Origin of the sequence: Erwinia endophytica, assembly GCF_009295515.1 — a bacterium.
Lineage (GTDB): Bacteria > Pseudomonadota > Gammaproteobacteria > Enterobacterales > Enterobacteriaceae > Erwinia > Erwinia endophytica.
The window spans coordinates 93,617-107,866 of sequence record NZ_RQVV01000040.1; the positions used below are offsets into that span (position 1 = coordinate 93,617).

The following is a 14,250-nucleotide window of genomic DNA, read 5'->3' on the forward strand; positions in this document are numbered from 1 at the left end:
TGACCTTTTTTTTGCCAGGGCTTGGCGCTTTCCAGGGACATTGCACCGTGACAACGCTTGAAAACACTATCGGTAACACGCCGCTGATCAAATTGCAGCGCCTCACTCCCCGTGGCAGTGAGATCTGGTTGAAGCTGGAAGGCAATAATCCCGCGGGATCGGTGAAGGATCGCGCGGCATTCTCGATGATACAGATGGCCGAACAGCGCGGAGATATCCAGCCCGGTGATGTGTTGATCGAGGCTACCAGCGGTAACACCGGTATTGCGTTAGCCATGATCGCAGCAATGAAAGGTTACACGCTGAAGTTGTTGATGCCGGAGAATATGAGCAGCGAGCGCCAGGCGGCAATGCGCGCTTATGGGGCTGAACTTATCCTGGTCAGCTGTGAATTGGGTATGGAAGGCGCCCGGGATATGGCGAAAGAAATGCAGGCTTGTGGCGAAGGTAAGGTATTGGATCAGTTTAATAATCCTGATAATCCGCTGGGTCATTACACCACTACCGGGCCGGAAATCTGGCAGCAAACCGCCGGGCGATTGACCCACTTTGTCTCCAGCATGGGGACGACCGGAACGATTTCCGGCGTGGGACGTTTCCTGAAAGAGCAGAGTGACAGCGTACAGATTGTCGGTTTGCAACCCGCTGAAGGCAGCAATATTCCGGGGATTCGCCGCTGGTCCGCAGCCTACCAGCCGGGTATTTACCGCCCGGATTTGGTGGACAGGATAATCGATATGGCCCAGGGCACCGCTGAGAAAACAATGCGACAACTGGCTCAGCGTGAAGGGATCTTCTGTGGCGTCAGCTCCGGTGGCGCAGTCGCGGGGGCATTACAACTCGCGGAAGAACAACCCGGTAGTATTATTGTGGCGATCATTTGCGATCGCGGAGATCGTTATTTATCCACTGGCATCTACCAGGCTTAAGCATATTTATCCCCTGATACTTTTTGCTGCCAATGAGTCTCTTTGTCCCTGCTGTTCTTCACATTATCCGCCATTTCAATGTGTTATTTTCTCTGAGTATGTTGGCATTATAGTTCAATTGATACACTGTAAGAATTAGGTAAAACAGGCTGCGAATCTTTGCCTGACAGGTGAAAATAGCGGCTATTTCATTTGAGAGGCTGCACATGAAAATTTTACTGGTCGATGATGATCTGGAACTGGGCACGATGCTCAGTCAGTATCTGATAGCCGAAGGGTTTGATGCCTCGCTGGTACTGAGTGGTCAGGCAGGGATTGAAGGCGCGATGTCCGGTGAATACAGCGCGATGATTCTGGACATTATGTTGCCAGATATGAGCGGTATTGATGTATTGCGACAGGTACGCCAAAACTGCCGGTTGCCGGTTATCATGCTCACGGCCAAAGGCGATAATATCGATCGAGTGATTGGACTGGAAATGGGGGCCGATGATTATGTGCCAAAACCATGCTATCCACGTGAACTGGTTGCACGACTGCGTGCTGTCCTGCGTCGTGTCGAAGAACAACCCGCGGTGGCGGAGAACAAAGAGCCGATCAGGTGGGGTGAACTGACGCTTAATCCAGCGACTCGCATCAGTGAATGGAAAAAACAGCCTTTTGATTTAACCGCTTCTGAGTTTAACCTGTTGGGTCTGCTGATCCGCTCGCCTGATCGTGTTGTTTCAAAAGATGAACTGTCGGAGAAAGGTCTGGGGCGTCCTCGTGAAGCCTATGACCGCAGTGTCGACGTGCACATCAGTAATATCCGCCAGAAGCTGTCCGCCTTAACTAACGACACCATCATTATTGAGACTGTACGCAGCATAGGTTATCGCATCCGATGAAAGCTGGCTTTCGTGGATTTTTGTTCTGGAAAATCCTGCTGGGTTTTTGGTTGACCTTTCTGATCATGAGTCAGTTGTTATGGCTGGGTTTCCAGTTGTATGGCAGACATCATGAGCCGCCAGAAAATCTGGCGGCGCGTCGCATTGTGAATTTGCAGATGACGTCAGCGGTTTCTGTGTTGCAGCGAGGCGGAATGGACGCGCTGAACGACATGATGGCCGACTGGTCTGACAGCGATCGGCGTTTCTTCTCGGTACAACAGATACAGGGGCCGTCACAGGCGCATCCTCATGGCGATTTGCTGCGGGATTTAAAGCCGGGTGTTTTCCCTAATGAAGTGGTTGAATGGGTGACGGGCGCAGATGGTCAACAGTATCGGGTACGGTATGACGTTCAGGGACTACGTGAAGACAGCAATATGGGGGGGCCACGGCGTAGTTTCCTCAACGTTCCAGACCCCTTTCTGTTTATTGGTGGTGGAGGAGGGTTGTTGTTCAGTCTGCTCCTCGCCTGGAATCTGACCAGACCGATGCACCAGTTACGGGCTGCTTTCGATCGTGTCGCCAAAGGTGATCTGTCTGTCCGTCTGTTTCCGAAGATGCGCCACCGTCACGATGAGATGTCGGTTGTGGCACAGGACTTTGATGCCATGGTGGAGCGCCTCTCCGTGCTGGTGCAGGCGCGTGAAGAGTTACTGCATGATGTATCCCATGAACTCCGTTCACCCCTGGCGCGTTTGCAGCTGGCGACCGGTCTGGCAAGACAAACCCCGGCGTCAGTGGAGCAGTCGCTTGACCGTATTGATGAAGAGGCGCGTCGGTTAGATAAGATGATCGGTGAACTGCTTACTTTGTCGCGTGTTGAGCACAAAAATCTGCCGGATGAACAGTATTTCGATCTGCTGGGATTGTTGGAAGTGGTGGCGAACGATGTTCGCTATGAGGCACAGATTCCAGGGGTGGAGATTCTGCTTTTTGCCGATGAGAATAGTGACTACACGGTGAAAGGGGATGCGATGTTAATCCGTTCTGCAGTGGAAAACGTGGTTCGCAATGCGCTGCGTTACTCCCAGCATGGGCAGCAAGTGAAAATTGTCCTGCGCCAGGAAAATGGCTGGCTGAATATCATCGTGAGTGATCAGGGACCCGGGGTGGATGCTGATAAAATTTCCAGTATTTTTGACCCGTTTGTACGGGTAAATTCACCACTCTCGGATAAAGGATATGGGCTGGGATTGTCTATCGTACGTAAGGTTCTGCAAGCTCATCAGGGAGAAGTCAGCGCGGTAAACGGTCAGAATGGTGGACTGGAACTCACGCTGAGTCTGCCGCATTGGATGGTTTAATTGTGAGGTCGCTGGATTTTAGGCGCCCGTGAGAGAGATAGAATAAAAAAACCTCCTGATAGTTCAGGAGGTTTTCAGCTCTTTCTTCGCGGTTGCGTGGTGATTATTTTTTGATGCGGATAACCGGCGTTTCACCCACGATTACGCTACCGGTTAGTTTCACCAGTTCTTTGATCTCATCCATATTTGAGATAACAACCGGCGTTAGTGTGGATTTCGCTTTTTCTTCCAACAGGGGCAGATCGAATTCGATGACGACGTCGCCTTTCTTCACTTTTTGCCCTTCTTCAGCGATACGCTTGAAACCTTCGCCTTTCAGCTCAACTGTATCAATGCCGAAATGGACAAACAGTTCAATACCGCTATCGGATTCGATAGAAAAGGCATGATTGGTTTCGAAGATTTTACCGATGGTGCCATCGACCGGCGCGACCATTTTATTGCCTGTGGGTTTGATAGCGATACCGTCGCCAACAATTTTCTCCGCAAACACCACATCCGGTACATCTTCGATATTAACTATTTCTCCGGATAGCGGTGCTACGATCTCAATGGCACCAGATGTGGCATCTGATTTGTCACCAAAAAGTTTTGAAAACAACCCCATGATCTTCTCCTAAGCAGTAATATTGGGCCAGCGTTACCAGCTATCAGCAGAGTGTTTTTTCTTCAATGAACTTATTGACCAGATTCATTAACTCTTCCGCTGTTGGTTGAGCCAGAGCCTGCTCCGCTAAAGTTTTCGCATCTTCAAAATTCGTATTACGAATAATTTTCTTGATACGTGGGATAGAAATGGCACTCATGCTGAATTCATCCAGCCCCATTCCCAGTAACAGTAGTGTAGCACGTTCATCGCCCGCCAGCTCACCACACATCCCTGTCCATTTTCCTTCAGCATGAGATGCATCAATAACTTGCTTGATAAGCTTCAGCACGGATGGCGTCATCGGATTATACAAATGGGAGATCAGATCGTTACCCCGGTCGACCGCCAGGGTATATTGCGTGAGGTCGTTGGTACCGATACTGAAGAAATCGACTTCTTTCGCCAGATGATGAGCGATGACGGCTGAAGCCGGTGTTTCCACCATAATGCCCGTCTCAATCGTTTCATCAAACGCTTTACCTTCGTTACGCAGCTGCGCTTTCAACTCTTCCAACACGCCTTTCAGGGTGCGAACTTCTTCCACTGAGATAATCATCGGGAACATAATGCGCAACTTACCGAAGGCGGAAGCACGCAGAATAGCGCGCAACTGAGCGTGCAGAATTTCCGGACGATCCATGGCGATACGGATAGCACGCCAGCCGAGGAACGGGTTATCTTCTTTTGGCAGGTTCATGTAGGGCAAGTCTTTGTCGCCACCAATATCCATGGTGCGGACAATAACCGCCTGCTGCCCCATAGCTTCCGCCACGGCTTTATAGGCCTGGAACTGTTCTTCTTCGCTGGGTAAAGAATCACGGTCCATAAACAGGAATTCAGTACGGTACAGACCGACGCCTTCAGCGCCGTTACGCTCAGCCCCCGCCACATCGCGCACGGTACCGATATTAGCGCAGACTTCAACCTGATGACCGTCCAGCGTGATTGCGGGCAGGTCTTTCAGTTTGGCAAGCTCGTTTTTCTCCGTCACGTACTGATGCTGAATGGCTTTGAGTTCGTCGATTTTATCCTGTGACGGATTAACGTAAATCTGATTGTTGACGCCGTCCAGAATCAGGTAATCACCGTTTTTGACCTGGCTGGTGACATCGCCAGTTCCGACGATAGCGGGCAGTTCCAGAGAACGCGCCATGATCGAGGTGTGTGAAGTACGGCCACCCAGATCGGTAATAAAGCCCAGCACTTTGTCCAGATTCAGCTGCGCGGTTTCTGAGGGCGTCAGATCCCTGGCGACCAGCAACACTTCCTCATTGATCGCGCTGAGATCGACAATATGCAGGCCCAGAATGTTTTGAAGCAGACGCTTACCAATATCACGCACATCAGCTGCACGTTCTTTCAGGTATTCATCATCCAGTTCTTCCAGCGCTTTCGCCTGGCCGTCAATGACCGAGAATGCCGCTGCGTCGGCAGACGACAGATCATCTTTAATCAGGGCTATGATTTCCTGTTCCAGCTCTTCATCTTCCAGCAACATGATGTGGCCTTCGAAGATGGCTTCTTTCTCTTCGCCGAAGGTTTCTCCGGCTTTGATTTTGATCGCTTCTAACTGCGTGGCAGCTTTGCTACGACCATCAAGAAAACGCTGAATTTCCTGCTCAATCTGGTCGGCAGAAATCTTTTTCCGGTTGATAACTATCTCATCTTCTTTTAGCAGAAGCGCTTTACCAAAAGCGATACCCGGTGATGCTAAAATGCCTGAAATCATAACCCTACCTTTTTAATAACGGATAATTGCCTGGGCAATCTTTCCGGAAACTGTCGGCCAAATCTACTCAACGGACCCGCCATAATCAGAACATATAAAACACACTGATTTACCGTCGTTTGACACCGTGAGGTATTCTACACAAGCGATAACGCGGACATGCTGTCCGCGATCAATATGTCGACAAAATATGCCTGAAAGGCCGCGCGTGAGAAATGGTGCTTATTCGAGCTCTGCCATCAGTTTGACCAGATGTTCAACAGCTTTTTGTTCATCTTCACCTTCAGCTGACAGAGTAACAACAGTTCCCTGCGTCAAACCCAGCGTCTGCAACTTGAACAGACTTTTCGCGCTGGCTGATTTGCCGTTAGAGGTTACGGTGATTTCAGAGACAAAGGCTTTGGCTTCTTTCACGAACTGAGCGGCAGGACGAGTGTGCAGACCGTTAGGTGCGGTAATAGTCACTTCTTGCTGGAACATTATATTTCCCCAACTTAATTTGGTTTGGTGTTGTCGTTCTAAAGTCTAGCCTGGCGGTCGGACTTTAGCCTGGATATGTCGCACTGGTTTGCGTACGATAACGCACCCCAAAAAAATGCTCTGATAAAGGCGAGTAGGCGACAGGGTTAAAACCAAGGGTTTACCCGCCCTATTATGCCGTGATTTGCGTCGCTGCGCCAAATCAGTAAATCGATTCAGCTTGATCTATCTCTCGTAGCGATTAATTTCGCAGATCGAAATAATTGGCTGCTTAGATACCAGACACCTGAGGGTAAAAGCAATTGTCTGGGTGACAAAACTTTGACGAACTCCACAAAAAAGCACCCAACAGGGTGCTTTTTTCGACAAATTCGCACGAATGGCATCATTACTGCTGCAATTCTTTCTCGGTGAACAAATCAGCGAACAGCGCGGTACTCAGATAACGTTCACCAGAAGAGGGCAGGATCACCACAATATTCTTATTCGCGAAGGCTTCATCTTCCTGTAACTTCAGCGCGGCGGCAACGGCGGCACCGGAAGAGATACCGGCGAGGATACCTTCCTCTTCCATCAGGCGACGTGCGGTGGAAATCGACTCTTCGTTAGTGATGGTCACCACGCGATCAACCAGATTCAAATCAAGGTTGCCAGGGATAAACCCAGCGCCGATGCCTTGGATCTTGTGCGGACCTGGTTTGACTTCTTCACCCGCCAGTGTTTGGGTGATCACCGGAGAGTCGGTTGGCTCCACGGCAACAGTGATTAACGCTTTTTTACCTTTGGTATTTTTGATGTAGCGGCTGACACCGGTCAACGTTCCGCCAGTGCCCACACCCGCAATAAATACATCCACTTCACCATCGGTATCTTCCCAGATTTCAGGACCGGTGGTTTTTTCATGGATTTCCGGATTTGCCGGGTTGCTGAATTGCTGAAGCAACACGTACTTGTCCGGATCGCTGGCAACAATCTCTTCCGCTTTAGCAATCGCGCCTTTCATACCTTTGGCGCCTTCAGTCAGTATCAGGTTTGCCCCCAGCGCCTTCAGCAATTTACGGCGTTCCACGCTCATGGTTTCCGGCATGGTGAGGGTTAGCTTATAACCGCGAGCAGCGGCAACATAGGCCAGAGCGATGCCGGTATTACCGCTGGTAGGCTCAACCAGTTCCACGCCAGGTTTCAAAATACCGCGTTTTTCCGCGTCCCAAATCATATTGGCGCCGATACGGCATTTTACGCTGAAGCTGGGGTTGCGGGATTCCACTTTTGCCAGAATGCGACCGTTACCGATGCGGTTCAGTCTAACCAGCGGCGTATGACCGATAGTTAATGAGTTATCTTCGTAGATCTTACTCATGGCCCGTCCTTAACTAACTGTATGAAATATGGGAATGCTATGAGCATACCTCGTTCAGTTTTCCAGGGAAGTAAGGAAATCGTATATATATATGTTATGCAGCAATAAGGGAAAATGAAAAAGGCATAAGGCCTACTTCGCCCGTCCCAGCGAGCTGCGGTAGCGATCGACCCACATCGCCGTCGCGCCGCAGACAGCCACTGGCATGATGACCAGGTTAAGAATCGGAATCATGGTAAACAGCCCGACCAGCGCACCAAACTGCATGTTATCGGTTTTGTACTGTTTAAGCGCGCTGCGCATCTGACGGAAACTCACTTTATGGTTATCGAAAGGGTAGTCGCAATACTGAATAGAGAGCATCCAGGCGCTGAACAGGAACCATAATAACGGCGCTACTGTCTGACCAAAAAATGGAATGAAATGGAGCAGTAACAGGACGATGGCCCGCGGCAGATACCATGCCAGTTTCTGCCATTCACGCTTCATAATACGGGGGAGGTCTTTCACTATACCGGCCCAACCACTGTCCGGCAGTGGTTTGCCAGTCAGTCTGCCTTCAAGCTGCTCGGCCAGTAGCCCACAAAATGGGGCGGCTATCCAGTTGGCAATGGTAGAAAAGAAATAGCTGAACACCAGTAGAATCGAAACCACCGTCAGCGGCCAGAGCAGGTAATTGAGCCACTGCAACCAGTTCGGAACATAGGACATCAGCGCGGGAATCCAGTGGTTCAACTCCCTGAAGAGCCAGATAAAGGCACCGCCCATCAGCAGAATATTCACCAATAAAGGCACAATGACGAAACGCCGGATGCCTGGCAGACGGATCAACTGCCATCCCTGAGTGAAATAGTGGATACCGTTAGTGGTGGTATCTGTTGAGTGAGTGGTCATGTCCGATTTTCCTTATTTTGCGACCTTGCGGCGCTATCATAACTCAGCCTTTTGCGCTGAGTCGTGGTGGTTTGGACGAAAAAACAGCAAAAAACCGTGTTGATCCCTGCTTATTTGTCAGAAAATACTGCACGGACTTGCACTTGTGAACCGGGGCAAATACAGTTAGAGGATAAAGTTTGCCGCGGTGGCAAGGTATTGGAACAACAGAGAATACAATGATGCAGGATTTGCGTCTTATATTAATCGTTGTTGGCGCGATCGCTATAATAGCGCTTCTTCTTCACGGCTTGTGGACCAGCCGTAAAGAGCGCTCGTCTGTTTTTCGCGATCGTCCCCACAAGCGTTTAAAGCAGGACAGAGAAGAGCCATTCGACGATGTCGATGATGGGGTGGGGGAAGTGCGCGTCCAGCGTAGTCGTGCGCGTGGGGAAGAAGATAATGAGCCTGCTATTGGTGCCTTAGACCATGACGACGCTCTTGCAGGTCAATCGAAACCGCGTGTACATGTACCGCCGGAACCTGCTCGCCATCAGCCGCAAATTGATCAACAGCCGGAGCTTGATCCTCTGTTCGGCGGTGAGTTGCCACACGCGCCAGAGCCAGAGTTTGATGATGAAGACCCCGTAAACGAACCGGTTCGTCAACAGCAGCCTACCGTGTCTCGTTCGCCATCTGAACCGGTCGGGCAGCCGCGCTCGCCGGTGCCAGAGGGTGAAGAACAGCCGAAAACCGTGGAACAGCCGGTTGAGCCGAAGCAGGAACCGCGTAAAGAAACCGTGTTGGTTCTCCATGTGGGGGCTCATGCAGGAGGGGTGCTGAATGGCGAGACGTTGTTACAGAGCGTGTTACAGGCAGGATTCCAGTTTGGTGAAATGAACATTTTCCATCGACATCTGAACCCGACGGGCAGTGGCCCGGTGTTGTTCAGCCTGGCAAACATGGTTAAACCCGGGTCATTTAATCCGGATGAAATGGCTGATTTCTCCACGCCTGGTGTTTCGATCTTTATGATGGTGCCGTCTTATGGCGATGCAAATCAGAACTTCAAGTTAATGCTGCAATCAGCCCAGCGTATCGCCGACGATGTGGGTGGCGTGGTGCTGGATGATCAGCGTCGAATGATGACGCCTCAAAAGCTGGAAACCTATAAGAGCCGTATTCGTGAGGTGATTGAGGCTAATGCCTGAATGCCGGAGATACCCTAAGCCTTTTGCGGAACAAAAACGCTAAAAGAGGCAGTATTTTCCCTGTATAACAAGACCCCCGCCTGTCGGGGGTTTTTTATCGCTATGGTGCCGCTATGGAATCCGTACAAGAAAAAATGATCGCGCTGCAAACCCTGCTGCGTCGTTACGAATACCAGTATCACGTACTGGACGAGCCAGAAGTGCCGGATGCGGAATATGATCGTCTGATGGGCGAACTGCGCACACTGGAGGAGGCTCACCCGGAGTGGATCACATCAGATTCGCCGACTCAGCGTGTCGGGGCGGCGCCATTGAGCGCATTTGAACCGGTACGCCATGAAGTGCCGATGTTGTCACTGGATAACGCTTTTGATGAGGAGAGTTATCTGGCGTTTAACAAGCGCGTGCAGGATCGTCTGAAAAGCAGCGATAACATTACCTTTTGCTGCGAGTTAAAACTGGATGGGCTGGCGGTCAGTCTGCTTTATGAAGAAGGCGTGCTGGTCCGTGCGGCAACTCGGGGCGATGGGACTACCGGTGAAAATATTACTGCTAACATCCGTACTATCCACGCCATTCCATTGCGTCTCCACGGGGAGAATCTCCCGGCGAGAATTGAAGTGCGCGGTGAGGTTTTTATGCCTCAGGCTGGTTTTGAAGCATTGAATGAACAGGCGCGTCGTACGGGCAGTAAGGTTTTCGCTAATCCACGTAATGCAGCGGCAGGATCACTGCGCCAGCTTGACCCCCGGATTACCGCCAAACGCCCGTTGACCTTCTTCTGCTATGGTGCTGGCCTGCTGGAAGGCGGCGAGATACCGCGTAGCCATCTGGCGCGTTTGCAGCAATTTAAAGCCTGGGGTCTGCCGGTCAGTGAGCATATCCGCCTGTGCCAGACTTCCGCGGAGGTGCTGGCATTCTACCGGGAAATCGAACAACAGCGTGCCACGCTCGGTTTTGATATTGACGGCGTGGTTATCAAGGTCGATTCACTGGATCTGCAGGAGCAACTGGGTTTTGTCGCCCGCGCGCCGCGTTGGGCGGTGGCGTTTAAGTTCCCTGCTCAGGAACAGATGACTACCGTACGTGATGTAGAGTTTCAAGTGGGGCGTACCGGTGCTATTACCCCGGTGGCCCGACTGGAGCCGGTTAAGGTAGCGGGCGTAATGGTCAGCAACGCGACATTGCATAACGCCGATGAAGTCGAACGGCTGGGGTTGCGTATTGGTGACCGCGTGGTGGTCCGTCGTGCTGGAGATGTTATCCCGCAGGTGGTTGGCGTTATTGAAGCCGAACGTCCACAAGATGCCAGAGACGTGGTGTTTCCGGCTCATTGTCCTGTTTGTGGCGCCGATATTGAACGCGTGTCTGGCGAGGTGGTGGCCCGCTGCACCGGCGGCCTGACTTGCGGGGCGCAACGGAAAGGGGCGCTAAAACATTTTGTCTCACGGCGCGCGCTGGACGTGGACGGTTTGGGCGACAAAATCATCGACCAACTGGTGGAGAAAGAGTACGTCAAAACGCCCGCGGATTTGTTCAGCCTGACGGTAAATAAACTGTCGGGTCTGGAACGCATGGGAACAAAGTCTGCACAAAATGTGATTAATGCTCTGGAGAAAGCCAGACACACCACACTGGCCCGTTTCCTCTATGCATTGGGGATCAGCGAAGTGGGTGAGGCGACCGCAGCAAACCTGGCGGCGCATTTTGGTTCGCTGGAAAAGATTATTGCAGCCGATCTGGACGCATTGATTGCGGTACCGGATGTCGGTACGGTGGTCGCTGCCCACGTGCGTAATTTCATGGATGAAGAGAGTAACCGCGAGGTTATCCGCCAGTTAGTTGAGGAGGCGGGTATCACCTGGCCCGCAGTGAGCGTGGTGAAAGCGGAAGAAATTGACAGTCCCTTTGCCGGTAAAACCGTTGTACTGACCGGTTCATTGTCCATATTGTCCCGCGATGAGGCGAAAGACCGCCTGACCGCGTTGGGGGCAAAGGTGAGCGGCAGTGTTTCAAAGAAAACCGATCTGGTCATTGCCGGAGAAGCCGCTGGATCGAAGTTGGCAAAAGCACAGGAACTGGGGATTACCGTTATCGATGAAGCTGAAATGATCCGCCTGTTGGGTGAATAATATGGAAAAAGAGCACCTGATTGAAATCGCCAACACCGAGATGCCTTTTGGTAAATACCAGGGGCGGGTGCTTATCGACCTGCCAGAACCTTATCTGTTGTGGTTCGCCCGTAAGGGTGAATTCCCGGTCGGCCATCTGGGCGAGTTAATGCAGTTGACGTTGGCAATCAAAATTGAAGGCCTGGAAGGGTTAGTGAAGCCGCTGAAAAAGGGCTGAATTTTACAGTGGCTGGCGTTCAATGGCGCGTTAGCGCCTGGCTGAATCCCTGGCGTGAATGCAGCCGGGAATCTGCATGACTCAGACGCCTGCGTTTCTCACGCAGGCGCGTTGTTAGCCATTGGATGCGTTTACTTTTGTGATTCAACCACGGCCTTAGCTGGTTTGTCTGCCTTTTGCTGCTTTTCTATCTGTTTTTCTCCCGCCCTTTTATAGCATTGAGCCAGCAGTGAACAGACCATCAACTGGACCTGATGGAAGATCATTAACGGCAGCACAAGGATACCTACAGAGGCGGAGGGGAACAGAATATTGGCCATTGGCACCCCGTTGGCCAGGCTTTTCTTCGAACCACAGAACAGAATGGTAATCTCGTCCTGGCGGTTAAAGCCGAATAGCCGTGCGGCGAGCAGGTTAATCAGCAACACCACAAACAGCAGGCTCAGACTTCCGGCGACAATATAGAGCAGCGTGTCGACGCCAACACGATGCCAGATACCGTTGACCACCGCTTCACTGAATGCGGAGTAGACCACCAGTAGAATCGACATCTGGTCGGTTTTGCCAATCAGTCCACGGTGTTTTTCAACCCAACCCCCGATCCAACGGCGTGAGATATGGCCCAGCACGAACGGTAGCAGCAGTTGCAGCATGATTTTCCCCATTTGCTGCAGATTCCCTCCTGCCGCATCGTTATGGATGTTCATCACCACGCCAACCAGCAGAGGGGAGATAAACACACCCAGCAGGCTTGATGCTGAGGCGCTACAAACCGCCGCAGCAACATTACCTCCGGCAAGCGAGGTCAACGCGATGGCTGACTGTACTGTCGCGGGCAGAATACACAGGTAGAGAAAACCGGTATAGATTGCCGTGCTGACCGGGAGAGGATGCCACCAGACAAACAGCAGGCCGAGGAGCGGAAAAATTACAAAGGTGCTGATCATCACCCACAGGTGCAAACGCCAGTGGCTGCCGCCTGCAATAATTTTCTCGCGTGACAGCTTGGCACCGTGCATGAAGAACAGCAAAGCAATGGCCGCGGTGGTCAGCCATTCAAAGATATCGACAAAATAACCGCGAGCGGGCAGAAAGGAAGCCAGCAGTACGGTAATAATCAGTTTGATCATCAGTGGATCGAGACGAAAAAAACGCATTGTTAATGCCCTGTTAAAAAAAGCGATAACGCTATTGTGCGATGGACAGGTTTATAAATAAAATTAATTTATTGAATCAATATATGAGAAAAATAGATGAATTATTCTTTACGCCAACTTCGCGTGTTTGTCGCCGTCGCCCACCACAAGGGCTTCAGCCAGGCCGGGCAGATCATCGGTTTGAGCCAGTCGGCGGTCAGTCACAGTATTAAAGAGCTGGAAAATGAGATGGGCATTCGTTTACTGGACCGTACCACGCGGGAAGTGGTGCTGACTGAAGCCGGTATACAACTTGCCAGCCGCCTGGAACGTCTGTTGGAAGAGTTGAACACCACGCTTCTGGATGTGCGCCGTTATGGCCAGCAACGCAGCGGTACGGTGAGAGTGGCAGCCAGTCAGACTATCTCAGCACATCTGATGCCGCAATGCCTGGCAGCCAGTCAGATTCACTTTCCAGACATTAAGGTGATGCTGCGCGACAGGCCACAGCAGTGGGTTTTACAAAGCATTCATAACGCAGAGGTGGATTTTGGCATCGTCATTGGGCCGTTGTCGCCAGAAGAGTTTGAGTGCGAAGCGATTTTGGATGAACCTTTCCTGCTGTTGTGCCGTCAGGACGACCCGCTGGCACAGCAGCAGGTTGTCAGCTGGCAGATGCTGAACCAGCGTTTACTGGTACTACAGGATTACACCTCGGGAAGCCGGGTGTTGATCGATGAAGCGTTGAAGGGGCAGCAGGTGCAAACGGAGATAGTTCAGGAAATTGGCCATCCGGCAACGCTCTATCCCATGGTGGAAGCGGGGATCGGCATCAGTATTTTGCCAGCGCTGGCGTTGCCGCTACCGCAGGGACGGCCGTTACTGGTCAAACGCATGGTCCCGGAAATCAACCGGACGATTATGCTGGTGCGTCGCAAAAACCGCTCGCTGACACCCGCCGCCGATGCTATCTGGCAGGAAGTGCGCCAACAGGCAGTGTTGCTGACCCGGCAACGTGAGAATACGCCAGCATTTTAGATAAAAACGTTCCGCGAATAAGTTGCCGCGGGCAACGTTGTTTCACTGTGTTCGACTCGATCTGCTGTAGGTTTGACCCCTGCCGAATCACAAATAGCAAAAAGGCGCCTTTAGGGCGCCTTCTTACACTGGTGGGTCGTGCAGGATTCGAACCTGCGACCAATTGATTAAAAGTCAACTGCTCTACCAACTGAGCTAACGACCCGAAATGGTGGGTGATGACGGGCTCGAACCGCCGACCCCCTCCGTGTAAAGGAGATGCT

13 protein-coding genes and 1 tRNA gene are annotated in these 14,250 nt (G+C 51.6%); 7 read left to right on the top strand and 7 right to left on the bottom strand.

Features of this window, described 5'->3' with window-relative positions; genetic code table 11:
- Positions 1-47 precede the first annotated feature (47 nt).
- The 3 genes from cysM (at position 48) to EH228_RS12875 (ending at position 3,162) form a co-directional block, all read left to right on the top strand.
- Positions 48-929, top strand: coding sequence for a cysteine synthase CysM (cysM, locus tag EH228_RS12865; protein WP_152322057.1), 882 nt, complete (start codon positions 48-50; stop codon positions 927-929).
- A 206-nt stretch (positions 930-1,135) separates the two neighbouring features.
- On the top strand, positions 1,136-1,816 hold the full coding sequence (locus EH228_RS12870) for a response regulator transcription factor (protein WP_152322058.1): 681 nt from the start codon (positions 1,136-1,138) through the stop codon (positions 1,814-1,816).
- Positions 1,813-3,162, top strand: a complete 1,350-nt coding sequence (locus tag EH228_RS12875; RefSeq protein WP_152322059.1) for an ATP-binding protein — start codon at positions 1,813-1,815, stop codon at positions 3,160-3,162. The genes EH228_RS12870 and EH228_RS12875 overlap by 4 nt, the downstream gene beginning before the upstream one ends.
- A 103-nt stretch (positions 3,163-3,265) precedes the next feature.
- On the opposite strand, the gene crr is transcribed toward EH228_RS12875, so the two are convergent.
- From crr to cysZ, 5 genes are all read right to left on the bottom strand, one after another.
- Complete coding sequence (crr, locus tag EH228_RS12880; RefSeq protein ID WP_152322060.1) at positions 3,266-3,769, bottom strand: PTS glucose transporter subunit IIA; 504 nt, start codon at positions 3,767-3,769, stop codon at positions 3,266-3,268.
- A 43-nt stretch (positions 3,770-3,812) separates the two neighbouring features.
- Positions 3,813-5,540: a phosphoenolpyruvate-protein phosphotransferase PtsI gene (gene ptsI / locus EH228_RS12885; RefSeq protein WP_152322061.1), complete on the bottom strand. Its 1,728-nt coding sequence runs from the start codon at positions 5,538-5,540 to the stop codon at positions 3,813-3,815.
- Positions 5,541-5,762: 222 nt separating this feature from the next.
- Positions 5,763-6,020, bottom strand: a complete 258-nt coding sequence (ptsH, locus tag EH228_RS12890) for a phosphocarrier protein Hpr (protein ID WP_125289603.1) — start codon at positions 6,018-6,020, stop codon at positions 5,763-5,765.
- 388 nt (positions 6,021-6,408) lie between these two features.
- Positions 6,409-7,380, bottom strand: a complete 972-nt coding sequence (gene cysK, locus EH228_RS12895) for a cysteine synthase A (RefSeq protein ID WP_152322062.1) — start codon at positions 7,378-7,380, stop codon at positions 6,409-6,411.
- A 132-nt stretch (positions 7,381-7,512) separates the two neighbouring features.
- Entirely contained in the window at positions 7,513-8,274 is a 762-nt protein-coding gene (gene cysZ, locus EH228_RS12900) for a sulfate transporter CysZ (protein ID WP_152322063.1), read from the bottom strand.
- A 218-nt stretch (positions 8,275-8,492) separates the two neighbouring features.
- Here cysZ and zipA point away from each other — a divergent pair, with 218 nt between their 5' ends.
- The 3 genes from zipA to EH228_RS12915 all read left to right on the top strand — a co-directional run bounded on the left by zipA (position 8,493) and on the right by EH228_RS12915 (position 11,813).
- Complete coding sequence (gene zipA / locus EH228_RS12905) at positions 8,493-9,464, top strand: cell division protein ZipA (protein ID WP_152322064.1); 972 nt, start codon at positions 8,493-8,495, stop codon at positions 9,462-9,464.
- Between the two features lie 113 nt (positions 9,465-9,577).
- On the top strand, positions 9,578-11,596 hold the full coding sequence (gene ligA, locus EH228_RS12910) for an NAD-dependent DNA ligase LigA (protein WP_152322065.1): 2,019 nt from the start codon (positions 9,578-9,580) through the stop codon (positions 11,594-11,596).
- 1 nt (position 11,597) lies between these two features.
- Positions 11,598-11,813 (top strand): DUF3820 family protein, encoded by a 216-nt coding sequence (locus EH228_RS12915; protein ID WP_152322066.1) that lies wholly within the window; start codon positions 11,598-11,600, stop codon positions 11,811-11,813.
- A 131-nt stretch (positions 11,814-11,944) separates the two neighbouring features.
- On the opposite strand, the gene EH228_RS12920 is transcribed toward EH228_RS12915, so the two are convergent.
- The gene (locus EH228_RS12920) at positions 11,945-12,970 is read right to left on the bottom strand and encodes a bile acid:sodium symporter family protein (protein WP_152322067.1); all 1,026 of its coding nucleotides are present in this window, start codon (positions 12,968-12,970) and stop codon (positions 11,945-11,947) included.
- Positions 12,971-13,066: 96 nt separating this feature from the next.
- On the opposite strand from EH228_RS12920, the gene EH228_RS12925 reads away from it, so the two are divergent.
- Positions 13,067-13,987: a LysR family transcriptional regulator gene (locus EH228_RS12925; RefSeq protein WP_152322068.1), complete on the top strand. Its 921-nt coding sequence runs from the start codon at positions 13,067-13,069 to the stop codon at positions 13,985-13,987.
- A gap of 129 nt (positions 13,988-14,116) precedes the next feature.
- Here EH228_RS12925 and EH228_RS12930 read toward each other — a convergent pair.
- Positions 14,117-14,192, bottom strand: a tRNA-Lys gene (locus EH228_RS12930).
- Between the last annotated feature and the right edge of the window lie 58 nt (positions 14,193-14,250).